Genomic DNA, 24,014 nt, shown 5'->3' with positions numbered 1-24,014 from the left:
CAAGCCCTGACAACGAGGTTCATCATGGCAACATCAACAACCGCGAAGGTGTGGAGGAACCCCTCCTATCTGCAAAGCTCGACCGGCATCTTCCTGTTCTTCTGCTCGTGGGGCATCTGGTGGTCGTTCTTCCAGCGTTGGCTCAACTCGATGGGGCTCAACGGCGCCGAGGTCGGCACGATCTACTCGATCAACTCGCTTGCCACACTCGTGCTCATGTTCTGCTACGGGCTCATCCAGGACAATCTTGGCCTCAAGCGCAGGCTCGTCCTCGTCATCTCGGTCATCGCCGCGCTCGTCGGCCCCTTCGTGCAGTTCGTCTACGCGCCGCTGATGCAGACGAACATGATGGCGGCCGCTTTCGTCGGCTCGATCGTGCTTTCGGCCGGATTCATGGCCGGCTGCTCGCTCATCGAGGCCGTCACCGAACGCTACAGCCGCCGCTTCGGCTTCGAGTATGGCCAGTCGCGCGCCTGGGGCTCCTTCGGCTACGCGATCGTCGCGCTCGTCGCCGGCTTCGTGTTCAACATCAACCCGATGATCAACTTCTGGATCGGCTCCGCATTCGGCCTCGGCATGCTCATCGTGTACCTGACGTGGTACCCGGCCGAGCAGCGCGAGGCGCTCAAGGAGGCCGCCGATCCGGACGCCGCCCCGTCGAACCCGACGCTCAAGGAGATGGCGAAGGTCCTCAAAATGCCAGCACTGTGGGTGCTCATCGTCTTCATGCTGCTGACGAACACGTTCTACACGGTCTTCGACCAGCAGATGTTCCCCACCTACTACGCGTCGCTGTTCCCGAGCGAGGCGACAGGCAACGCCGTCTACGGCACGCTCAACTCGGTGCAGGTGTTCTGCGAGTCGGCGATGATGGGCGTCGTGCCGATCATCATGCGCAAGATCGGCGTGCGCAACGCGCTGCTGCTCGGCTCGACCGTCATGTTCCTGCGCATCGGCCTGTGCGGCATCTTCCACGATCCGGTCGCGATCTCGATCGTCAAGATGTTCCACGCGATCGAAGTGCCGCTGTTCTGCCTGCCGGCCTTCCGCTACTTCACGCTCCACTTCAACCCGAAGCTCTCGGCGACGCTGTACATGGTTGGCTTCCAGATCGCTTCGCAGATCGGCCAGGTCGTCTTCTCGACGCCGCTCGGCATGCTGCACGACCGCATAGGCGACCGCGCGACGTTCCTGACGATCTCCGGCATCGTCCTCGCCGCGACGATCTACGGTTTCTTCGTCATCAAGCGCGACGACGAGCAGGTCGACGGCGACCCGTTCATCCGCGACTCGAAGACCCCGTCGCTGGCCGCCGACGAGTCCGTGCTCAGCGCCGACAGCGAAGACATGTGACGACGCGCGCCTGCATCGCGTATGGCGATGCAGGCCCCTTTCCCCTGATATCAACAACTTGATTTTCGATACGCGGATATTTTCGATACGCAGATAAAGGACCCATCATGACCAACGCAACCTTCACCCCGTCTGCCGCGTCCCCCGCCACGACGCCCGCCGATCCGCTGCTGACGCCGATCGCCGACCACGCCGAGCAGCTCAGGCTCGCCGAAGCCGGCGTCGCCGCGCTCGCCGCGACGCGCAACGACCGCTGGTACCCGAAGTTCCACATCGCCTCGAACGGCGGCTGGATCAACGACCCGAACGGCCTGTGCCGCTACGATGGCCGCTGGCACGTGTTCTACCAGCTGCACCCCTACGGCACGCAGTGGGGTCCGATGCACTGGGGCCACGTCTCCTCGCCGGACATGCTGCACTGGCGGCGCGAGCCGATCGCCTTCGCGCCGAGCCTCGAACAGGAACGCCACGGCGTCTTCTCCGGCTCGGCCGTCATCGGCGACGACGGACGCCCGTGGATCTACTACACCGGCCACCGCTGGGCCAACGGCAAGGACAACACCGGCGGCGACTGGCAGGTGCAGATGCTCGCGCGCCCCGACGACGACGCGATGACGACGTTCACGAAGCAGGGCATGATCATCGACTGCCCGACCGACGAGGTCGACCACCACTTCCGCGACCCGAAGGTGTGGAAGACCGGGGACGTGTGGTACATGACCTTCGGCGTCTCGTCGAAGGAGGGCCGTGGCCAGATGTGGCTCTACACGTCGCCCGACATGGTGCATTGGAGCTTCGAACGCGTGCTGTTCGAGCATCCGGACCCGAATGTCTTCATGCTTGAATGCCCCGATTTCTTCCCGATCCGCGACGCTGACGGCAACGAGAAGTGGGTCATCGGTTTCTCGGCGATGGGCGCGAAGCCCGACGGCTTCATGAACCGCAACGTCAACAACGCCGGCTACATCATCGGCACGTGGCGTCCGGGGGAGGCCTTCCGTCCCGAAACCGAGTTCCGCCTGTGGGACGAGGGGCACAACTTCTACGCGCCGCAGTCCTTCCACGCCGACGGCAGGCAGATCATGCTCGGTTGGATGAGCCCCTTCGTCGCGCCGATCGCGATGGAGGAGGACGGCTGGTGCGGCAACCTCACGCTGCCGCGCGAGATCACGATGGACGCCGACGGCGACCTCGTCACCGCTCCGGTCGAGGAGATGCGCGGCCTGCGCGCCGGCAGCGTCGGCCTTGGCGCGCTCGATCTGGGCGTCAACGAATGCGCGACGGTGCTCGAGGACGACGGCGGCGCCGTCGAGATCGAGATGAGCATCGACCTTGCGCGCACCGACGCAGAACGCGCCGGGCTGCACGTGCACGCGACCGGCGACGGACACTACACGGCGATCGTCTTCGACGCGCAGATCGGCGGCGTCGTCATCGACCGCCAGAACGTCGCCAACGGTGACCGCGGCTACCGCGTCGCGAAATTGTCCGACGCCGAACTCGCCTCCGGCACACTCGACCTGCGCGTCTTCGTCGACCGCGGCTGCGTCGAGGTGTACGTCAACGGCGGCAAGCATGCGATGAGTTCGTACTCGATGCCGTCCGAAGGCGCGCGCGCCGCCGAACTCGTCAGCGAATCCGGCACGACGCATCTGCGCGACCTGACGATGCACACGCTCGCGTCGATCGGTCTTGACTGAATCGAAAATCGACTGTAGCGTCGCCGGATGCATGAATGCGCGGGGCCGGGAACGACACATCGTCGTTCCCGGCCCCGCGCATTGCGCTATGCCCGCGTTCGCTCCGTTCAGTCGTACTGACCGGTCGCGATGATCTCGTCGACGAGCGCCGGCTTCTGCGCCATCTGGCCGCTGAAGCCCGGGCGGATGTCGAGCTTGAGGCTCACGCCGGTGCGGTAGCCCTGCTCGGCGAGCTTCATCGTCGCGTCGCGCACGACGCGCAGCACATCGTCGAGGTCGCCCTCGATGTTCGTGAACATCGCGTTCGTCTCGTTCGGCAGTCCCGAATCACGGATGACGGCGACGGCCTGCGCGACGTATTCGCTCAGTTCGGCGCCGACGCCGCTCGGCGCGATCGCGACGGCGGCGACGGTGTTGATGATCGGCTTGCCGTTTTCGTCGGTCGGCACCTGCTGGCGCTCGGCGTTGCGGTCCGGCGTCGGCGAAGTGGAAGGCTGTGCCGTCTGTGCCATGGATGTCCCTCCTGTTGATTGCAAACTGTTGATTGTGAAGTCGATTCGATTTGATTGATTGCAAAGTCCTTGCAATCAAGATGGCCGGTGCTCAGTGGCGCGCCCAGCCATGGTCCATCGGGCCGGAGCCGGCGCCGAGATCGAGCTGTGCACGCAGCGCGCCGCCCAGGTACGCCTTCGCATGCGCGACGGCGTCGCCGAGCGTGTCGCCGAGCGCGAGCCTCGAGGCGATCGCCGACGACAACGTGCAGCCGGTGCCGTGCGTGTTCGTGTTCGCGATGCGCTCGCCCTCGAACCAGCGCACGTCGCCGCCGGGCCATGCGAGCACGTCGCTCGCGTCGTTCGTACCGTGGCCGCCCTTGACGAGCGCCGCGCAGCCGTAGCGTTCGGCGAGCGTGCGCGCAGCGCGCTCCATCGCGTCGCGGTCGTCGATCGAGTCGCCGATGAGTGTGGACGCCTCCGGGATGTTCGGCGTGATGATTTCGGCGAGCGGGAACAGCTCACGCGTCATCGTGACGACCGATTCGTCGTCGGAGAGCTCAGAGCCGCTCGTCGCGACCATGACCGGGTCGACGACGACGTGCTGTGCGCCGTGCGCGCGCAGTTTCGAGGCGACCGTCTCGATCGCCTCGCGGCCGACGACGACGCCGATCTTGACGGCCGCCGGACGGATGTCGTCGAAGACCGAATCGATCTGTTGGCCGATGAGCGCGGCGTCGACGGACGCGATCGCCTGCACGCCGGTCGTGTTCTGCGCGGTGATGCCGGCGATGACGCATTCGCCGTAGACGTCGTTGGCGAGCATCGTCTTGAGATCGGCGGCGATGCCGGCGCCGCCCGACGAATCGGTCGTCGCAATCGTGAGCACCGCTGGCAGCTCGGTCGGAGTGCCGACCGTCTCCTCGTAGTCGTGGCGCGCGTCGCCGCGTACAGCGGTCCACGCGTCGACGAGACGCTGCGTGGCGACCTCCGGATCGTCAGCCGCGGCGATCGCGGAGACGACAAACCATCCGTCGGCGTAAGTGTCGGCGAGCATCGGCACATCGTCGACGTGCACGCCGCCGCCGACGACGAGCGGGTAGAGGCTCGCGTCGCACAGCGCGTTGATCTGGTCGGCGTCGAGCGTCGCCGCCGACCCGTTGACGCCCGCCTCGGGCTTCGTGGCCGTCGCATGCAGCGGGCCTGCGCCGATGTAGTCGATCGTGCCGGCCGGCAGCGCGTTCGCGGCCTCGACCTGCTCTTTCGTGTTCGCCGACAGGCCGACGATCGCGTCGTTGCCGAGCAGGCGGCGCGCCTCCTCGGGGGAGAGGTCGTCCTGGCCGATGTGGACGCCGTCGACCTTGATGCCGCGGTGACGCGCCTCGATCGCCGCGTCGACACGGTCGTCGATGACGAAGGCGACGCGGTGCTCGAGATGGTGGCCGCGGATCTCCTCGGCGATGTCGGCGGCCATCGACACGATGTCGGCGACATCGGCGTGCTTCGCGCGCAGCTGGACGAAGCTCGCGCCGCCGTCGAGCGCCTTCGAGACGACGTCGAGGAGTGTGCGCCCCTTGCAGTCGTCGGGGCCTACGACGAAGTAGAACCGCAGGTCGAAGGACCTGCGCATGGACGGATACGGGAACACAGCGGTCATCGGTTCGCCTCCAGAATCGTGGACGTCGACACGGTGTCGGCGTCGATTGCCCATAGGGCGTCGAGGAACTCGGACTGGAACGAGCCCGGTCCGTGGGACTCGGTCGCCGCGCGTTCCCCGGCGCGGTCGAACAGCAGGGACGCGGCGAGCGCCGCGACGAGCGGCTCGGCGACGCACAGGTAGGTGGCGGCCACTCCGCCGAGCGCGCAGCCGGCGCCGGTGATCTTTGTCATCATCGCGTCGCCGCCGGGCAGACGGAAGACGCGCTCGCCGTCGGTGACGAGGTCGGTCTCGCCCGAGACGGCGACGGCGCCGAGGCCGTCCTTGTCGTGTGCGCGCAGATGCCTCGCGACGCGCTTGGCGGCGGCGAGCGCGGAGTCGACATCGTCGGTCGATTCGACGCCGGCGGGGCCGTCGGTCACGTCGGAGCCGTCGGACAGGCCCCACAGCGCGTCGAGCGCGATGACCTCGGACGCGTTCGCGCGCACGACCGACGGCGGCACGTCGCGCATCGCCTTGAGGATCGCCGTGCGCGTCGCGCCGAGGCCGGCGGCGACCGGGTCGAGCACCCAGCGGTGGCCGGCGTCGTGCAGCGCGGCCGTGATCTCGCCAAGCGCGTCCTTGTAGAACGGCAGCAGCGTGCCGACGTTGATGTAGGTGGCCCCGCACATCGCCGCGATGTCGATGACGTCGTCGGGCAGATAGCTCATCGCGGCGGTGCCCCCTGAGGCGAGCTGCGCGTTCGCGACGAGGTTGATCGTGACGAAGTTCGTGAAGGACTGCGCGAGCGGCGTGCGTGCGCGCACGTCGAGCACGGATCGGCGGATCGATGCGCGCAGCGCGTCGTCGGCTGCGAGATCGTGATGGTCGGCTGTCGTTGCCTTGCACATATGTTGACTCCCTACGATGGCGTTACCCAAACAGGTTCAAAGGGTCAGGCGTTGCGCCTCTCTCAACTTCCCCGATGGAAGTTCCCCTGCACCTTACGAACGTATCGGCGGCTTGGGACAGGCCGTCGGCGGCGACGGCGTGTCACGATATGACGGTAGGATGCGGACGTTGATGTAAGACCCCAAACCGTTCAAACCAGAAGGTGCATTGTGGCTAATTCCAAACTTGATGAAGTCGTTTCCCTCGCCAAGCGTCGCGGCTTCGTATTCCCGGCAGGCGAAATCTACGGCGGCACGCGTTCGGCGTGGGACTACGGCCCGCTCGGCGTGGCGCTCAAGGACAACATCAAGCGCGAATGGTGGCGCTCGATGGTTGTCACCCGTCCGGACGTCGTCGGCGTCGACACGTCGATCATCCTGCCGTCCGCCGTCTGGGTCGCCTCCGGCCACGTCTCGGTCTTCAACGACCCGCTCATCGAATGCCTCACCTGCCACAAGCGCCACCGCGCAGACAAGCTCGAGGAGTCCTACGCCGAGAAGCACAACGACCAGATGCCGCCGAACGGCCTCAAGGACATCGTGTGCCCCGACTGCGGCACCCGCGGCAATTGGACCGAGCCGCGCGACTTCAACATGATGCTGCGCACCCATCTGGGCCCGGTCGAGGACGACAATTCGCTGCACTATCTGCGTCCGGAGACCGCGCAGGGCATCTTCGTCGACTTCAAGAACGTCATGACGAGCTCGCGTTCGAAGCCGCCGTTCGGCATCGCGAACACCGGCAAGAGCTTCCGCAACGAGATCACGCCGGGCAACTTCATCTTCCGCACGCGCGAGTTCGAGCAGATGGAGATGGAGTTCTTCGTCGAGCCGGGCACCGACGAGGCTTGGCAGCAGTACTGGATCGACGCGCGCACGCAGTGGTACCTCGACCTGGGCGTCAAGCCGGAGAACCTGCGCCACTACGAGCATCCGAAGGAGAAGCTCGCGCACTATTCGAAGCGCACCGTCGACATCGAATACCGCTTCGGCTTCCAGGGTTCCGACTGGGGCGAGCTCGAGGGCATCGCGAACCGCACCGACTTCGATCTCGGCGCACACTCCGAGCACTCCGGCGAGGACCTGAGCTACTTCAACCAGGCGACCGGCGAGAAGTACATCCCGTACGTCATCGAGCCGGCGGCCGGCCTGTCGCGCTCGCTCATGGCCTTCCTCGTCGACGCCTACGACGTCGATGAGGCGCCGAACACGAAGGGCGGCGTCGACAAGCGCACCGTGCTGCGCCTCGACCCGCGCCTGGCCCCGATGAAGGCCGCCGTGCTGCCGCTGAGCAAGAAGCCCGAGCTGCAGAAGATTGCGCAGGACCTCGCATCCGATCTGCGTCTCAACGACTGGATGATCGACTACGACGAGTCTGGTGCGATCGGCCGCCGCTACCGCCGTCAGGACGAGATCGGCACGCCGCTGTGCATCACCGTCGACTTCGACACGCTCGACGATCAGGCCGTGACGATCCGTGAACGCGACACGATGCAGCAGGAGCGCGTCGCGCTCACGCAGGTCGCCGACTACGTGGCCGCGCGCATCAACGACAAGCGCACGCGCGTGCCGATGAAGCCGGTCGAGATGGGCGGCGAGGCATGGCCCGACAGCGTCCACATCGCCCAAGCCGGAGGCTTGTACTGAGTACTCAGCCCGGAGGCTTGTACTACAACGCGCACGGTCGCGGTTGCGGCCGTCCCTCCTCCCGATGCCTGTCGGACCCCGGTCCGGCAGGCATTTTGTCAGGAATCTTTCAGCGCGACGCCCTACAGTGTCCGCTGCCATTCGAGTTATCCACCCATTTATCCGCCGATGTCCGAACAGGGAACCATGACCGCTTCGCAGCAACCATCCATGACGGCCTTCGCGGCCGACGCGCCGACGCTCGACCCGAGCATCGATCCGACGCCCGAACGGCTCGACGATGCCCTCGAACCGTTGCAGTTGGGGTCGATCACGGTGCCGACGCCCGTCATGCTCTCGCCGATGGCCGGCGTGACGAACTGGCCGTTCCGCGTGCTGTGCGAGGAATACGGCCCCGACGGACTGTACGTCGCCGAGATGATCACGGCGCGCGCGCTCGTGGCGCGCAATCCGAAGGCACTGCGGCTGTGCCGCTTCGCGCCGCAGGAACGGCCGCGCTCGCTGCAGCTGTACGGCGTCAACCCATCGATCGTCGAGCAGGCGGCGCGCATCGTCGTCGACGAGCATATGGCCGACCATGTCGACCTCAACTTCGGCTGCCCGGTGCCGAAGGTCACGCGTCGCGGCGGCGGCTCCGCGCTGCCATGGAAGACCGATCTGTTCGCCGACATCGTCCGCCGCGTCGTGCGCGTGTGCGAGCCGGCCGGCATCCCTGTCACTGCGAAGTTCCGCGTCGGCATCGACGACGAGCACGTGACCTTCCATGAGGCGGGCCACATCGCGCAGGAGGAGGGCTGCGCGGCCGTTACGCTGCATGCGCGCACGACGGCCGAATACTACGGCGGCCACTCCGACTGGTCGAGGATCGGCGAACTCGTCGCCGAACTCGACATCCCGGTCTTCGGCAACGGCGACATCTGGGGTGCCGACGACGCCGTGCGCATGGTCAACGAGACCGGCTGCGCGGGCGTCGCGATCGGCCGCGGCTGCCAAGGACGGCCGTGGATCTTCGCCGACATCCGCCACGCCTTCGCCGGCAGCGACGAGCGCGCCGACCCGACGCTCGGCGAAGTCGGCGCGATCATCGTGCGACACGCCGAACTGCTCACCGAGTTCTACAACGGCGACGAGCGCATGGCCGTGCACGACCTGCGCAAGCACGTGGCCTGGTATCTCAAGGGATTCCCGGTCGGCGGCCAGATGCGCCGTGCGTTCATGGAATGCGAGGGGCTCGACGACGTCCGCCGTCTCGTCGCGACGCTCGACCCCGACGCGCGCATCCCGGCGCGCGTCGTCGACAAGCCACGCGGCCGTGTTCGCTTTGCGAAAAAGGTGCATCTTCCCTACGGATGGTTGGATTCCCGGCATACGACGCGCGAGGAGCGTGAGCGTCTGTTCGGCGACGACCCGATGGATGCCGGATATTAGTCGAGTGTCCGGTACGGGAAAACCGAAGGCGGCAATGTGAAAAGAATGCAAAGAAATCATCGTGGCGCAATCGTGCGACGTTCCATGAAGCGTTTCACATGGCGACTTGTGGGGCGTGGAATATCGTGCGGTCTGCGATACAGTAGAGACCAGCATCGTGAGTGACAGGAGAACATCGTGAGCGAGATTGCCCAGAATGACAATTTCAACGACAAAACCAACATCAAAGTCGTCGGCGTGGGCGGAGCCGGCGGCAACGCGGTCAACCGCATGATCGCCGAAGGGCTGCAGAACGTCGAGTTCGTCGCGATCAACACCGACGCAAAGGATCTGCTGCGTTCGGACGCCGACGTCAAGATCTCGCTGTCCGACGCCTCGAGCCGCGGTCTGGGCGCCGGCGCCGATCCTGAGAAGGGCGCGAAGGCGGCGCAGGACCACCAGTCCGACATCGAGGAGGCCGTCAAGGGCGCCGACATGGTCTTCGTCACCGCCGGCGAGGGCGGCGGCACCGGCACCGGCGCGAGCCCGCTCGTCGCGCGCGCCGCGCGCCAGCAGGGCGCACTGACGATCGCCGTCGTCACCCGTCCGTTCTCCTTCGAGGGACCGCAGCGCGCCGCCTCGGCCGCGCTCGGCATCGACAACCTGCGCAAGGAGGTCGACGCCCTCATCGTCATCCCGAACGACCGCCTGCTCGAACTCGCCGACCGTTCGATCGGCATCGTCGACGCGTTCAAGACCGCCGACACGGCGCTGCTCGCCGGCGTGCAGGGCATCACCGACCTCATCACGATGAACTCCTACATCCACGTCGACTTCTCCGACGTGACGTCGATCCTGCGCGATTCGGGCACCGCGATGTTCGGCATCGGCTCCGCGCGGGGCGACGACCGTGCGACGCAGGCCGCCGAGATCGCGATCAGCTCGCCGCTGCTCGAGGAGAGCATCGACGGCGCGAACGGCGTGCTCATCAACATCGCCGCGTCGACCGACCTCAAACTGCAGGAGGCCTACGCCGCGACCGAGCTCGTGCGCCGCTCCGCGCATCCGGAGGCGCAGATCATCTGGGGTCTGGCGCTCGACGATGCCTACGGCGACGAGATCCGCGTCACCGTCATTGCCGCCGGCTTCGATGCGAAGCATGAGACGACCGGTACCACCACGCGGGACTTCACCAACGCCCAGTCCGCCGTGCAGCCCGCGTCCCAGCCCACGCGCCATGTGGAGCCGGTCAAGCCGGCCGACAAGACGGGCACGCTGCCGCGGATGGTGACGTCGCCGGCGCCGAACGCGACGCCGATCTTCCAGACGACGGTCGAGCCGGAGCAGCCGGTCACGCCGGCCGTGCCGCCGACGCCGGTCACGCCGATCTTCGATCCGAGCATCGAGCCGGATCGCTATGCGCCGAATGATCCGGATGATGGCATCGTCATTCCGGATTTCCTGCGCTGATTGAGCCAGAAGAGCCAGAAAGGAAACACTGATGCCCGGGTTTCTCAAGCAGACGATGTCGTATCTCGGCATGACCGACGTCGCCGAGGACGACGACGCCGAATTCGATGAGGAGGAGGACGAGGCCGCATCGTCCTTCGACTCCGACCGCTCGGTGACGCCGATGCCGGCCGCGACCGCGCAGCCGGCATCGGCGCGCAAGCCGGCCGCCCCATTCCAGGGACGCGTCAGCCGCATCACGACGATCCATCCGCATTCGTACGAGGATGCGCAGCTCGTCGGCCGCGCGCTGCGCGATGGCGTGCCGGTCGTGCTCAATCTCACCGGCGTTTCCGAGGCGGTCGCCTACCGCATCGTCGACTTCTCGTCGGGCGTCGTCTTCGGCGTGTCCGGATCGATCGAGCGCGTCACGCCACGCGTGTTCCTGCTCAGCCCCGCGCGCGTCGACATCGTCGCCGAGGACGCCGAGCAGAACACGGCGCACGACCTCTTCGCGCAGTGACCGGCACGACGCATGGCGCGTGCATGGCGCAGGCGAGACGGGAAGGTAGGGGAACGGCATGCTCTCGATGCTGATTGCGACGCTGTTCAGGCTTGTCGACTGGCTCATCGACGCCTACATGCTCGTGCTGTTCGCGCGCATGATCCTCGACTGGATTTTTGTGCTCGCGCGCGGATGGCGGCCGCGGGGATTCGCGGCGACGCTTGTCTCGATCGTCTACGCGCTCACCGAGCCGCCGTTGCGGTGGCTGCGTCGGTACATTAAGCCGATTCCGATGGGACCAGTGTCCTTCGACACGAGCTTCCTCGTGCTGTATTTCGCGCTCATCGTGCTGCGGGTGCTCATCTGACGAGGATCCGCGAGACGGCCGCAGGGCGGGGAAATTAAGCAGAAACGTGATTGTTTGCACGCAACCCGTGCTAGCATCAACAAATAAGTCCAACTAAGCCGGGTGGTAACCCAAAGCGAGGTGCAAGATATATGGCTCTTTTGACGCCTAAGGATATTAGGGAGCACACCTTCCAGACGGTGCGCTTCAAAGAAGGGTACGACGTTGACGAGGTCGACGACTTCCTTGATCAGGTCACCGAGACCGTTGAAGCTTTGGGCAAGCAAGCCGTCGCCGGCAGCCAGTCGACCCAAGCGCTCGGCCCGGACGTTTCCGAACTCAACACGAAGATCTCCGATCTGACAAATCAGGTCCAGCAGCTGCAGAACGAGAACCAGTCGCTGCGCGCCGCGGCCGCCCAGGGCGCCGACGGGCAGGCGCAGGCACAGATCGCTCAGGCCAATCAGGCCGTGCAGGCGGCGCAGGGCAAACTCGCCGAGGCCGAGGACACGAACCGCACGCTCTCTTCGCAGAACGAGCAGCTCAAGGCGCAGGTCGAGCGTCTGAGCGCGCAGATCGACCAGCTCACCGCGCAGGCCGCGCAGAACTCCGAGCAGCCGGATCTGGCCGCGCAGCTCGCCGAGATCACCAAGCAGCGCGACCAGTTCCGCGCCGACAGCGAGAACCTGCGTCGCGAACTGTCCAACGCGCACCAGCAGACGGTCCGTGCGCAGCAGCAGGACGCCCAGATCGCCGAGCTGAGCAAGCAGCTCGAGGAGTCGAAGCAGCGCGAGGAGCAGCTGCGCGACCAGGTCGCCAAGGTCGAGCCGAACACCGAGACCGGCAGCCTGCAGAAGATCAAGAGCGCGGCGGCGGCCGCCAACAGTGAGCCGGAGCGCGCCACGGCGATGCTCACGCTCGCGATGCAGCTGCACGACCAGTACGTCGACAAGGGTAAGGCCACGGCGAAGGAGATCACCGAGCAGAGCCAGCGCAAGTACGAGGAGCTCATCGGCAAGGCCAACGACTACTCGAACCGCACGCGCACCGAGGCCGACGACTACAACAAGCGCGTCCACGAGGAAGCGGACGCTTACAGCAAGCGCACTCGCGACGACGCGGACGCCTACGGCAAGAGCGTGCACGAGCAGGCCGAGGCCTACTCGACGAAGACGCGTACTGAGGCCGACGAATACAGCGCGAAGACGCGTCAGGACGCCGACACCTACATGCAGAACAAGCATGCGGAGGCCGACCAGTACGTCGCCGACAAGACCGCGGAGGCGAACGACTACGCGGAGACGAAGACGAACGAGGCGAACACCTACGCCGACGCGAAGGCGCACGAGGCCGACGAATACGCCCAGAAGAAGCAGGACGAAGGGAACACCTACGCCCAGCAGAAGAAGAGCGAAGCCGACCAGTACGTCGTCGATCGCCATAGCGAGCTCGACGAGTACGAGAAGGAAGTGCAGCAGCGCGCCCAGGCCTACGACGAGAAGACCCGCACGGCGGCCGATGACTACGCGACGCAGGTGCGCACGAACCTCGAGACGCAGTCGAAGGTCATCGAAGGCAACATCCAGGGCCTCAAGCAGTTCGAGACCGAGTATCGCGCACGCCTGACCGAGTTCCTCACCCAGCTGCAGGCGCAGGTCTCCGACACGAACAACTACAACAGCATGGACAAGAACAACTGAGGGACGCAGTGACCCATCAGTTGAACAGCGAGCGAAGACGGCCGCGTATCCGCGTGGCCGTCTTCGCGTGTATCGCCATCATCGCCATCGTCATCGACCAGCTGACGAAGGCCATCGCACAGGAGCTGCTCGCCGACGGCGAATCCGTCGCCGTCATACCCGGACTGCTGCGCTTCACGCTCGTGCACAACCCCGGCGCCTCGCTCGGCATGGGATCGAACATGACGTGGCTCATCGCGCTGTTAGCGATCGTTGCCTGCGTCGTGCTGCTCGTGCTCGGGCTGCGCACGCGGTCGATGGCGTGGACCGTGTTCCTCGCGCTCGCCTTCGCTGGCGCTTTCGGCAATCTCATCGACCGCGTTGCGTACGCGGACGACTTTCTCAACGGCAAGGTCGTCGACTTCCTCGACTACGGATGGTCGGTCGGCAACGTCGCGGACGTCTTTCTGATGGTCGCCGGCGTTGGCATCGTCGTGCTCATCCTGTGCAACGTGCCGTTCGGTGGCCGTCGGATCACGGAGGACACGCACTCCCAGGGAAAGGACGACTCGCAGGGAAAGGACGAAGGGACATGCTGAAGGTCGTGCCGGCGCCGGACACGCTCATCGGACGGCGCTTCGACATCGCCGTCGCGAAGATGCTCGGCATCTCGCGCGCGAAGGCGGCCGATCTGATCGAGACCGATCAGGCGCGCATCGCCGGACGGCAGGGGGAGCACGGCAAGTCGGCGACGCTGCAGGACGGCGACCTCGTCGAGTTTGATCTCGTCGACGAGCAGCGCGCGCCGGAGCCGATCGCCGAGGACATGCCGATCGTCTACGAGGACGAGGACATCGTCGTCGTAGACAAGCCGGTCGGCGTCGCGGCGCACGCGTCGGTCGGCTGGACGGGGCCGACCGTGCTCGGCTCTCTGCTCAAGCGCGGCGTGCGCATCACGGCGCTCGGTGTGCCGGGACGTCAGGGCATCGTCTCGAGGCTCGACGTCGGCACGTCGGGGCTCATGCTCGTCTGCAAGTCCGATCTCGCGTACAAGGAGATGCGACGGCAGTTCTCCGAACACGAGGTCATCAAGACCTACCATGCGCTCGCCCAGGGCAACCTCAAAGAGGACAAGGCGACGATCGAGGCGCCGATCGGGCGCGCGAAAGTCTCCGACTTCCGCTTCTGCGTGACGCCGGGCGGCAAGGAGGCGGTCACCCATTGGGACGTCCTCGAACGCTTCGGCGAGGCGACGCTCGCGAAGATCAATCTTGAAACAGGCCGCACCCATCAGATCCGCGTGCACTTCTCGTCGATCGGCCATCCGCTCGTCGGCGACGCGATGTATGGGGCAAACCCGAAGCTGTCGGCCGAACTCGGCCTCGAACGCCAGTGGCTGCATGCGATGCAGCTCGAGTTCCGCCACCCGCGCACGCATCTGAACACCGTCGTCACCTCGCATTATCCGGCCGATCTCGAGCACGCGCTCGACGTGCTGCGTGCACGTCATGCCGAGCCGGCCGAAGCCTGATCGACGACAGCCCGATGGCCGACGCGCGTGTCGCGGCGCGGCGCACAGAACGCCGTGGAGTGTCGCGGCGAACGGACGGTGAATCCGCTCACAGACCCTTGAATCGCGTCACCGAAGTTCGCTAGATTGGTGGGCATGGCTCAATCCGCGAACTTCGTCCATCTGCACAACCACACGCATTACTCGCTGCTCGACGGCGCCTCGAAGATCCCCGGTCTCGTCGCGCGCGCCAAGGAACTCGGCATGCCGGCCGTCGGCATCACCGACCATGGCAACATGCACGGCGCCTATGAGATGTGGAGCACGGCGGTCAGCCAAGGCGTCAAGCCGATCATCGGCATCGAGGCGTATGTGACGCCGGAGACGGCGCGCGGCGACAAGAGCCGCGTGCATTGGGGCACTGAGGATCAGCGTCGCGACGACGTCTCCGGCGGCGGTTTGATCACCCATCTGACGTTGTGGGCCGAGAACGACGAGGGGCTCGTCAACCTGACGAAGGCGTCGTCGGTCGCCAACCTCGAAGGACGCGTCATGCGCTACCCGCGTATGGACAAGGATGTGCTGGCCACCTACAGCAAGGGCGTGATCTGCGGCTCCGGCTGCCCGTCGGGCATCATTCAGACGCGTCTGCGCCTCGGACAGTTCGACGAGGCGCTGCGCGCCGCCGGCGAGCTGCAGGACATCTACGGGCGCGACAACTTCTTCATCGAGCTGATGGACCACAACATCGAGATCGAACGCAAGGTCACCGAGGACCTGCTCGAGATCGCGCGCCGGCTCGACGCGCCGCTGCTCGCGACGAACGACTCGCATTACGTGCTCGAGCAGGACGCGGCCACGCAGGACGCGATGCTGTGCATCAACTCCGGTTCGAGGCTCGACGACCCGGACCGCTTCAAGTTCGACGGCGAAGGCTACTACCTGCGCACGGCCGAGCAGATGCGCGAACTGTTCCGCGACCTGCCGCAGGCCTGCGACAACACGCTCGAGGTGGCCGAACGCTGCAACGTCATGTTCGACGACCACGAGGACGGCGCGTTCATGCCGAAGTTCCCGTGCCCCGAAGGCTGGGACGAGACCTCGCTGTTCCTCAAGAAGGTCGAGGAGGGTCTCGAACGCCGCTACGACGGCGACGTGCCGGCGCATGTGCTCGCGCAGGCCGACTATGAGTGCGGCGTCATCTGCCAGATGCAGTTCCCGGGTTACTTCCTCGTCGTCGCCGACTACATCCAGTGGGCGAAGGACCATGACATCATGGTCGGCCCGGGTCGCGGCTCGGCCGCAGGCTCAATGGTCGCGTACGCGATGGGCATCACCGAACTCGACCCGCTCGAGCACGGCCTGATCTTCGAACGCTTCCTCAACCCCGAGCGCGTGAGCCTGCCGGATATCGACGTCGACTTCGATCCGGAAGGGCGCCTCAAGGTGATCGAATACTGCGGCGAGAAGTACGGACACGACAAGGTCGCGCAGTGCGTGATCTACGGCACGATCAAGACGAAGCAGGCGATCAAGGATTCGGCGCGCATCATGGGCTACGAGTTCGCGATGGGCGAGAAGGTCACGAAGGCGCTGCCGCCGGCCGCCACCGGCGGCAAGGACATCTCGGTGCACGACATCTTCGACCCGAAGTCGAAGCGCTACGCCGAGGCACGCGAGTACCGCGAGATGTACGAGAAGGACCCGGATGCGAAGGCGATCACCGACAAGGCGATGGGTCTCGAGGGACTGATCCGCCAGACCGGCGTGCACGCATGCGCGACGATCATGGGTTCTGCGCCGATCACCGACACGTCGCCGCTGCTCGAACGCACCGACGGCACGGTGACGACGACCTTCGAGTACCACACCTGCGAAACGCTCGGATTGGTGAAGATGGACTTCCTTGGCCTGTCCAACCTCACGGTGATCAGCGACACGCTCAAGAACATCGCGGCCAACGGCAAGGATGCAATCGACTACACGAAGATCCCGCTCGACGACAAGGAGACCTACGAGCTGCTGTCCCGCGGCGACACGCTCGGCGTGTTCCAGCTCGATTCGGACGGCATGCGCGCGCTGCTCAAGCAGCTCAAGCCGGACAACTTCAACGATATCTCGGCACTGATTGCGCTGTACCGCCCGGGCCCGATGGATATGAACTCGCACACGAACTACGCCAAGCGCAAGAACGGGCTGCAGAAGATCGAGCCGATCCATCCCGAGCTCGCCGAGCCGCTCAAGGAGGTGCTCGACGAGACCTACGGCCTGATCGTCTATCAGGAGCAGGTGCAGTCGGCGGCGCGTATCCTCGCCGGCTACTCACTCGGCAAGGCGGACGTGCTGCGCCGTGCGATGGGCAAGAAGAAGCCCGAGGTGCTCGCCAAGGAGAAGGTGCCGTTCTTCGAGGGCATGAAGGAACACGGATACTCGCAGGAGGCAGCGCAGGCCGTCTGGGACGTGCTCGTGCCGTTCTCCGGTTATGCGTTCAACAAGGCGCATTCGGCCGCCTACGGCCTGATCTCGTACTGGACCGCCTACCTCAAGACGCATTACCCGGTCGAGTTCATGGCCGCGCTGCTGCAGGGCGCCGTGAGCAACAAGGACAAGACGGCGCTGTATCTGGGCGAGGCGCGCCGCATGGGCATCAAGGTGCTGCTGCCGGACATCAACGAATCGGTGTTCGAGTACTCGGCCGTCGGTGACGTCGTGCGCTTCGGCCTCGGCGCGATCAGGAACGTCGGCGAGACGGCCGTCAAGGAGATCATCGCCGAACGCAACGGTCCGCGCGGCCGCTACGTCGACTTCATGGACTACATCCGGCGCGCCCCGCTCACCGCGCTCAACAAGCGCCTCGTCGAATCATTGATCAAGGGGGGCGCCTTCGATTCGGTCAACCCCAACCGCCGCGCGCTGTGCACGATCCACGAGGCCGCGATCGACTCGGTCGTCGACCTCAAGCGCCGTCAGGCCAACGGGCAGTTCGACCTGTTCGCCGACCTCGACGGCGGTGAGGACGACGATCCGGCGCTGCTGGGCGACGCGACCGTCACGATCCCCGACATCGAGGAGTGGGACAAGAAGACGAAGCTGCAGTACGAGCGCGACATGCTCGGCCTGTACGTCTCCGACCATCCGCTCTCGGGCATGCAGAGCATCCTCGCGGCGCTGCGCGAGATGTCGATTGCACATTTGATCGATCGCGCGCCGACGATGCCCGAACGCACGCAGGTCACCGTCGCCGGCCTGATCACGAACGTCGACCGACGCATGTCGAAGAAGGGCAACCCGTGGGCGATCGTGACGATCGAGGACATGGAAAGCTCGATTCAGTGCATGCTCTTCGGCAAGGTCTACGAATCGGCGGCCGCCGAACTCGCCGTCGACACCGTCGTGCAGATGCGCGGCATGGTCGAGGTGCGCGACGAGACCGTCACGCTGCGCGCCACCGAGATGCAGGTGCCCTCGCTCGAGGCGGAGGACGCGCGCCCGGTGCTCATCGCGCTGCCGGCAGGCGCGCTGCAGCGCGACCGCCTCGAACAGCTCGGGGCCGTGCTGTCGAACCATCCGGGCTACTGCGAGGTTAAGCTTGTCGTCTTCGACGAACGCGGCGACGCGCAGGTGCTGACGATGGGCGACCGGTTCCGCGTCACGCGCGACACGAGCCTGTTCGCCGACGTCAAGATCATCTTCGGCCCCGCGGCGCTGATGTCCGCGTGAGTGCGCGGGGCAGCGCGCGGCCGCTTCGGTCTGCGCGCGACCCCGTGGCCGTTGTGCTCTGCGCGCGGCAGCCACATCGTGAGATGTGACGGCGCGCGAATCATGCTCGTGACAGGCCGTTGTTACGATAGTGGCTTATGAGCGAAGAAAACTACATGCGCATCATTGATCTGCGCGGAAAAGAACTCAACCGTGCCCAGATGCTCGAGGCGATGCCGCGTGCCGAGATGGGCACCGACGAAGCCACCGAGCTCGTCCAGCCGATCCTCGACGACGTGAAGGCGCACGGAGCGAAGGCGCTGCGTGCATACGCCGAGAAGTTCGACCACGTCGTGCCGAAGTCGCTGCGCGTGCCGAACGACGTCATGGACGCCGCCGTCGCCGAGCTCGACCCCGAAGTGCGCGCCGCGATCGAGGAATCGATCCGCCGCGCCCGCGCCGTCGCGAAGAACCAGGTCCCCGAGGACTTCCACACCGATCTGGCCGAAGGTGCACGCGTGTCCGAACGCTGGATCCCGGTGCAGCGCGTCGGCCTGTACGTGCCCGGCGGCAAAGCCGTCTATCCGAGCTCGGTCATCATGAACGCCGTGCCGGCGCAGGCCGCCGGCGTCGAATCGCTCGCAATCGCCACGCCGCCGAACCGCAACGATCCGGACGGCTGGCCGAACAAGACGATCCTCGCGACCTGCGCGATGCTCGGCGTCGACGAGGTCTACGCGGTCGGCGGCGCACAGGCGATCGCGATGTTCGCGTACGGCGCGACCGACGTCGACAATCCGACGAGCCCGGTGCTGTGCGAGCCGGTCGACAAGATCACCGGCCCGGGCAACATCTTCGTCGCCACGGCGAAGCGCCTCGTCTCCGGCATCGTCGGCATCGACGCCGTCGCCGGCCCGACCGAGATCGCGATCATCGCCGACAAGGACGCGAACCCCGAATGGGTCGCCGCCGACCTCATCGGCCAGGCCGAGCACGACGAACTCGCCGGCTCCGTGCTCATCACCGACAGCCCCGAGCTCGCCGACGCCGTGCAGGCCTCGTTGCTCAAGCGCGTGCCGCGCACCGAGCACGCCGAACGCGTCACCACGTCGCTGTCGGGACGCCAGTCCGGCATCATCCTGACCGATTCGCTCGAGCAGTCGATCGACGCGGCGAACGCCTACGCCGCCGAACACCTCGAAGTGCAGACCGCCGACCCGGACGCCGTCATCGCGAAGATCCGCAACGCCGGCGCGATCTTCCGCGGCCCGTACTCGCCGGTGCCGCTCGGCGACTACATGTCCGGCTCGAACCACGTGCTGCCGACCTCCGGCACGGCGCGCTTCGCCGCCGGCCTCGGCGTGCACACGTTCATGAAGCCCGTCGAAGTCATCGAATACGACGAGCAGGGCCTCAAGGAGCTCGCCTCGCGCGTCAACGCCTTCGCCGTCTCCGAGGATCTGCCGGCGCACGGCGAAAGCGTGCTCAGCCGCTTCGTCGCCGACCCTTACGACAAGGCGACGCTCAAGGACCAGGAAGAGGAGGCGGGCCTTCGATGAGCGAGGGGACGATCCCAGCGAGCCTGCCGCTGCGCAACGACCTGATCGGCGAGGAGCCCTACGGCGCCCCGCAGCTCGACGTGCCGGTGTGCCTCAATGTCAACGAGAACCCGTATCCGCCGAGCCACGCCGTCGTGCGCAGCATCGAAAAGCGCGTGCGCGAGGCGGCCGCCGGCCTCAACCGCTATCCCGACCGTGAGCACATGGAGCTGCGCCAGGCCTTCGTCGACTATCTGGCGAAGGAATCGCAGGCCGATCTGACGACCGACGAAGTGTGGGGCGCGAACGGTTCGAACGAGATCATGCTGCAGCTGTTCCAGGCCTTCGGTGGCCCGGGACGCAACGCGATCGGCTGCGACCCGACCTATTCGATGTACCCGGAGTACGCGCGCGACACGTTCACGACGTGGAATACGGCGCCGCGCCGCGCCGACTTCACACTCGACGTCGACGCGACGATCGCCGCCATCGACGCGAACGAACCGTCGATGGTCGTGCTGACGAGCCCGAACAACCCGACCGGCACGCCGCTGCCGATGCCCGACCTCGAACGCATCCTCGACCACTGCCAGAACGCGCGCGTCGCGGGCGCCGCCGACGGTGTGCACCCGATCGTCGTCGTCGACGAGGCCTACATCGAGTTCCGCGACCCGGGTACGCCGTCGGCGACGACGCTCGTCGGCACCTACGCGAACCTCGCCGTGAGCCGCACGATGAGCAAGGCCTTCGCCTTCGCCGGCGCGCGTGTCGGTTACATCGCCGCGAGCAAGGGCATCATCGACTGCCTGCGCATCGTGCGCATGCCGTACCATCTGTCCGCCGTCACGCAGGCCGCCGCGCTCGCCGGCTTCGACCACACCGACGAGCAGCTCTCGCAGGTCGGTCATCTGCGTGAGACGCGCGAGGCGACGGCCGCTTGGCTGCGCGAGCAGACCTACGCCGGCAAGCCGCTCGAAGTCGCTCCATCGCAGTCGAACTTCCTGATGTTCGGCGGCCACTTCGACGACCGCGGCGCGATCTTCGACGAAATGCTCGAACGCGGCGTGCTCATCCGCGTCGTTGGCCCCGAAGGATGGCTGCGCGTGTGCATGGGCACCGACGAGGAGATGAAGGTCTTCCGCAAGACGCTCGTCGAATCGATGCGCGCCGTCGAAGCGCGCGCGGCGACACGCTGAACCCAACCAATCAAGCAGACAGCAAGTCAGGAGGAACGCGACGATGGCACGTACCGCGACGATCGTGCGTGAAACGAGCGAATCGAGGGTCGAGCTGAGCCTCAACCTCGACGGCACCGGCAAAACCGAGATCAACACGACGGTGCCGTTCTACAACCACATGATGACGGCGCTCGGCAAGCATTCGCTCATCGATCTGAAGATTGACGCGCATGGCGACACCGACATCGACGCGCATCACACGGTCGAGGACACGGCGATCGTCTTCGGCGAGGCGCTCAAGCAGGCGCTCGGCGACAAGCGCGGCATCCGCCGTTTCGCCGACGCGACGGTGCCGCTCGACGAGGCGCTCGCGAAAGCCGTCGTCGACGTCTCCGGACGCCCGTACTGCGTGTGCACCGGCGAACCCGAGGGCTTCCAGTACGCGATGATCGGCGGCCACTTCACCGGCTCGCTCGTACGTCACGTCATGGAATCGATCGCGTTCCACGCCGATATCTGCCTGCATCTGCAGCTCATCGCCGGCCGCGACCCGCATCACATCGCCGAAGCCGAGTTCAAGGCCTTCGCGCGCGCACTGCGTTTCGCAATCGAGCCAGACCCGCGCGTCGACGGCGTCCCGAGCACGAAGGGCGCGCTGTGATGGCCGCGGACGACGACAAGAAGAACGGCAACGACGATTTCGACGGCAACAACGACTTCGATGACGCCGATTTCGACGCCGCGCATTTCGACGACGCCGATCTCGAGGCCGCACTCGAAGGCTTCGAAAAGGAGTTCGCGAACGCCGACATGAACGCGAGCGCGGACGGCGCTGCGAATGGCGATACGAACGCCGGCGCCGCCGCAAACGGCGACGTTCTCGGCGCCGACTTCGAGGACGAGTTGCAGGGCATCCTCGGCAACAAGGCGAAGGGCGCCGTCCTATGCACACATCTGGCGAGCGCGGAGCTTCTCGCCGGAATCTGCCGCCTCGCCGACATCGACGCGCTGTGCGTCGGTGACCGCTACGGTGCCGTCGCCATTCTGCGCGATCTCGAAGGCAACGCCCCGGAGACGGCCGCCCACGATCTGACGACGGTCATCTCCGGCATGGACGCGCTGCTCGTCGTCAACCGTGCCGACAAGATCGAGGCGTCGATCTACACGGACGGCGAAGCCGTCGAGCAGATTCCGCCGCCCTTCGCGTTCCCGACGCTCGCACCCTTCGTCGAGGACTACATGATCGGCCTCGTCGACGTCGCCGGCATCGAGGCGCAGGCGGAAGAGACGGTGGACACGGCGTCCATCGCGACGAAACAGGACGCCGAAAGGCGCCTGCGCGCCTTTATGCGCACGCATCCGGCGCCGCCCGACGATCAGGCAACGCGCTGAGCGCGGCCGCACCCACAAACCAGAACATCCGAAAGGCGGAAGGCAAACATGAAGACGGTCGTCGTTTTCGATTACGGATTCGGCAACGTGCGCTCGATGGTGCGCGCGCTCGCCGATCAGGGGTTCGACGTGACGCTGACCTCGGACTACCGGCAGGCGCTTGAGGCGGACGGCCTCGTCGTGCCCGGCGTCGGCGCGTTCGGCGCATGCATGGAAGGTCTGCGCAAAGTCAGCGGCGACCGTGTCATCTACGACCGACTGCGCGCCGAACGTCCGGTGCTCGGCGTGTGCGTCGGCGAACAGATCATGTTCGACGAAGGCGACGAGCACAGAGAGGAAAGCGAGGGGCTCGGCCTGATCGGCGGCGCCGTCACGAAACTCGACGCCGACGTCGTGCCGCACATGGGCTGGGACACGCTCGAAGCTCCGGCCGACTCGATCCTGTTCGCCGGCATCGAGCATGAGCGTTTCTACTATGTGCACTCGTACGCGGCGCACGAGGTGCGTCCGGCCGACACGAGCGAATACATGATCGACTTCGGCGACGCCCCCGAACGCGTCGCCTGGTGCGACTACGGGCGCAGCCGCTTCGTCGCCGCCTACGAGCACGGCCCGCTGTTCGCGACGCAGTTCCACCCGGAGAAGTCGGCGCAGGCCGGCGCCAAGCTGCTGCGCAACTGGGCGTCCGTGCTGTGAGCGACGGCGGTTGATCCACCCAGCTCATCGATGCACTCATTCGATCGATCCCACCCATCCGACCAACTGATTTGAAGGAAACGAACCCATGTCATTGACCCTTCTTCCCGCCGTCGACGTGCGTGACGGCAAAGCCGTGCGCCTGCGCCAGGGCGAATCCGGATCCGAAACCGACTACGGTTCGCCGCTCGAGGCCGCCCGCACCTGGGTGGACGCCGGCGCGCAGTGGATCCACCTCGTCGATCTCGACGCCGCATTCGGCACCGGCGACAACCGCGCGCAGCTGCGCGAGATCGTCCACGAACTCGGCGATCGCGTCCACATCGAGATGTCCGGCGGCGTGCGCGACGACGATTCGCTGCGCGCCGCGCTCGACGCCGGCGCCGCGCGCGTCAACATCGGCACGGCCGCGCTCGAGAACCCCGACTGGACGGCACGCGTCATCGCCGAATACGGCGACCGCGTCGCCGTCGGCCTCGACGTGCGCGGCCATACGCTCGCTGCGCGCGGCTGGGTCAAGGAGGGCGGCGACCTCTTCGAGACGATGAAGTTCCTCGACGACGCCGGCTGCTCGCGCTACGTCGTCACCGACGTGACGCGCGACGGCATGATGAGCGGCCCGAACATCGATCTGCTGCGCGAAGTCGGCGAATGCACCGACGCGAAGGTGACCGCCTCGGGCGGCATCGCCAAACTCAACGATCTGCGCGCGATTGCCGCGCTCGCCGACTACGGCGTCGACTCGGCGATCCTCGGCAAGTCGCTCTACGCGGGCGCGTTCACGCTCGAGGAGGCACTCGCCGTCGCCAACGGCGAGTGACACGCAATCCCACGAGCG

The 24,014-nt window shown here is 66.1% G+C and carries 20 protein-coding genes, 1 pseudogene and 1 riboswitch; of the genes and pseudogenes, 17 read left to right on the top strand and 4 right to left on the bottom strand.

The window, feature by feature from the left end; all coding sequences use genetic code 11:
- Positions 1 to 24 precede the first annotated feature (24 nt).
- Together G606_RS0106135 and G606_RS0106130 are read left to right on the top strand one after the other, a co-directional pair.
- Complete coding sequence (locus G606_RS0106135) at positions 25 to 1,353, top strand: MFS transporter (RefSeq protein ID WP_034523779.1); 1,329 nt, start codon at positions 25 to 27, stop codon at positions 1,351 to 1,353.
- Positions 1,354 to 1,460: 107 nt separating this feature from the next.
- Positions 1,461 to 3,053 carry a glycoside hydrolase family 32 protein gene (locus G606_RS0106130; RefSeq protein ID WP_051198619.1) on the top strand — a complete coding sequence of 531 codons (1,593 nt, stop codon included), beginning with the start codon at positions 1,461 to 1,463 and terminating at the stop codon, positions 3,051 to 3,053.
- Between the two features lie 107 nt (positions 3,054 to 3,160).
- On the opposite strand, the gene G606_RS0106125 is transcribed toward G606_RS0106130, so the two are convergent.
- From G606_RS0106125 to G606_RS0106115, 4 genes and pseudogenes are all read right to left on the bottom strand, one after another.
- Complete coding sequence (locus tag G606_RS0106125; RefSeq protein ID WP_026645217.1) at positions 3,161 to 3,565, bottom strand: thiamine-binding protein; 405 nt, start codon at positions 3,563 to 3,565, stop codon at positions 3,161 to 3,163.
- A 91-nt stretch (positions 3,566 to 3,656) separates the two neighbouring features.
- On the bottom strand, positions 3,657 to 4,442 hold the full coding sequence (thiD, locus tag G606_RS11540) for a bifunctional hydroxymethylpyrimidine kinase/phosphomethylpyrimidine kinase (protein WP_423734401.1): 786 nt from the start codon (positions 4,440 to 4,442) through the stop codon (positions 3,657 to 3,659).
- A 171-nt stretch (positions 4,443 to 4,613) separates the two neighbouring features.
- Positions 4,614 to 5,174 (bottom strand): annotated as a pseudogene (locus G606_RS11535) (thiamine phosphate synthase); the annotation flags it as partial.
- A gap of 23 nt (positions 5,175 to 5,197) precedes the next feature.
- On the bottom strand, positions 5,198 to 6,091 hold the full coding sequence (locus G606_RS0106115) for a hydroxyethylthiazole kinase (protein WP_026645215.1): 894 nt from the start codon (positions 6,089 to 6,091) through the stop codon (positions 5,198 to 5,200).
- A riboswitch (TPP riboswitch) is annotated at positions 6,082 to 6,189 on the bottom strand. (Overlaps the previous gene by 10 nt.)
- A gap of 112 nt (positions 6,190 to 6,301) precedes the next feature.
- On the opposite strand from G606_RS0106115, the gene G606_RS0106110 reads away from it, so the two are divergent.
- From G606_RS0106110 to priA, 15 genes are all read left to right on the top strand, one after another.
- Positions 6,302 to 7,777 carry a glycine--tRNA ligase gene (locus G606_RS0106110; RefSeq protein WP_026645214.1) on the top strand — a complete coding sequence of 492 codons (1,476 nt, stop codon included), beginning with the start codon at positions 6,302 to 6,304 and terminating at the stop codon, positions 7,775 to 7,777.
- A 186-nt stretch (positions 7,778 to 7,963) separates the two neighbouring features.
- On the top strand, positions 7,964 to 9,205 hold the full coding sequence (dusB, locus tag G606_RS0106105; RefSeq protein ID WP_081664079.1) for a tRNA dihydrouridine synthase DusB: 1,242 nt from the start codon (positions 7,964 to 7,966) through the stop codon (positions 9,203 to 9,205).
- A 177-nt stretch (positions 9,206 to 9,382) separates the two neighbouring features.
- Complete coding sequence (gene ftsZ / locus G606_RS0106100; RefSeq protein WP_026645212.1) at positions 9,383 to 10,654, top strand: cell division protein FtsZ; 1,272 nt, start codon at positions 9,383 to 9,385, stop codon at positions 10,652 to 10,654.
- Positions 10,655 to 10,685: 31 nt separating this feature from the next.
- On the top strand, positions 10,686 to 11,156 hold the full coding sequence (locus tag G606_RS0106095; protein WP_026645211.1) for a cell division protein SepF: 471 nt from the start codon (positions 10,686 to 10,688) through the stop codon (positions 11,154 to 11,156).
- 58 nt (positions 11,157 to 11,214) lie between these two features.
- Positions 11,215 to 11,505 (top strand): YggT family protein, encoded by a 291-nt coding sequence (locus tag G606_RS0106090; protein ID WP_026645210.1) that lies wholly within the window; start codon positions 11,215 to 11,217, stop codon positions 11,503 to 11,505.
- Between the two features lie 131 nt (positions 11,506 to 11,636).
- A complete protein-coding gene (locus G606_RS0106085) occupies positions 11,637 to 13,184 on the top strand; it encodes a DivIVA domain-containing protein (RefSeq protein ID WP_026645209.1) in 1,548 nt (515 codons plus the stop codon).
- Positions 13,185 to 13,204: 20 nt separating this feature from the next.
- The gene (locus tag G606_RS0106080; protein WP_026645208.1) at positions 13,205 to 13,762 is read left to right on the top strand and encodes a signal peptidase II; all 558 of its coding nucleotides are present in this window, start codon (positions 13,205 to 13,207) and stop codon (positions 13,760 to 13,762) included.
- Positions 13,756 to 14,694 (top strand): RluA family pseudouridine synthase, encoded by a 939-nt coding sequence (locus G606_RS0106075; protein ID WP_026645207.1) that lies wholly within the window; start codon positions 13,756 to 13,758, stop codon positions 14,692 to 14,694. Before G606_RS0106080 ends, G606_RS0106075 begins: the two co-directional genes overlap by 7 nt.
- Before the next feature lie 135 nt (positions 14,695 to 14,829).
- The gene (gene dnaE / locus G606_RS0106070) at positions 14,830 to 18,393 is read left to right on the top strand and encodes a DNA polymerase III subunit alpha (protein ID WP_026645206.1); all 3,564 of its coding nucleotides are present in this window, start codon (positions 14,830 to 14,832) and stop codon (positions 18,391 to 18,393) included.
- 137 nt (positions 18,394 to 18,530) lie between these two features.
- Positions 18,531 to 19,931 carry a histidinol dehydrogenase gene (hisD, locus tag G606_RS0106065; protein ID WP_034523775.1) on the top strand — a complete coding sequence of 467 codons (1,401 nt, stop codon included), beginning with the start codon at positions 18,531 to 18,533 and terminating at the stop codon, positions 19,929 to 19,931.
- Positions 19,928 to 21,106: a histidinol-phosphate transaminase gene (locus tag G606_RS0106060; protein WP_026645204.1), complete on the top strand. Its 1,179-nt coding sequence runs from the start codon at positions 19,928 to 19,930 to the stop codon at positions 21,104 to 21,106. Before hisD ends, G606_RS0106060 begins: the two co-directional genes overlap by 4 nt.
- A 43-nt stretch (positions 21,107 to 21,149) precedes the next feature.
- Positions 21,150 to 21,749 (top strand): imidazoleglycerol-phosphate dehydratase HisB, encoded by a 600-nt coding sequence (hisB, locus tag G606_RS0106055; protein WP_026645203.1) that lies wholly within the window; start codon positions 21,150 to 21,152, stop codon positions 21,747 to 21,749.
- Complete coding sequence (locus G606_RS10125; protein ID WP_051198617.1) at positions 21,749 to 22,480, top strand: hypothetical protein; 732 nt, start codon at positions 21,749 to 21,751, stop codon at positions 22,478 to 22,480. The genes hisB and G606_RS10125 overlap by 1 nt, the downstream gene beginning before the upstream one ends.
- A 48-nt stretch (positions 22,481 to 22,528) precedes the next feature.
- Positions 22,529 to 23,176: an imidazole glycerol phosphate synthase subunit HisH gene (hisH, locus tag G606_RS0106045; RefSeq protein WP_026645202.1), complete on the top strand. Its 648-nt coding sequence runs from the start codon at positions 22,529 to 22,531 to the stop codon at positions 23,174 to 23,176.
- 88 nt (positions 23,177 to 23,264) lie between these two features.
- Positions 23,265 to 23,996: a bifunctional 1-(5-phosphoribosyl)-5-((5-phosphoribosylamino)methylideneamino)imidazole-4-carboxamide isomerase/phosphoribosylanthranilate isomerase PriA gene (gene priA / locus G606_RS0106040; protein WP_026645201.1), complete on the top strand. Its 732-nt coding sequence runs from the start codon at positions 23,265 to 23,267 to the stop codon at positions 23,994 to 23,996.
- Positions 23,997 to 24,014 lie beyond the last annotated feature (18 nt).

The sequence above is a fragment of the Bifidobacterium sp. AGR2158 genome (genome assembly GCF_000424225.1).
In the GTDB taxonomy this organism is placed as follows: Bacteria; Actinomycetota; Actinomycetes; order Actinomycetales; family Bifidobacteriaceae; genus Bifidobacterium; species Bifidobacterium anseris.
This window is presented reverse-complemented; position numbering and strand designations above follow the sequence as displayed.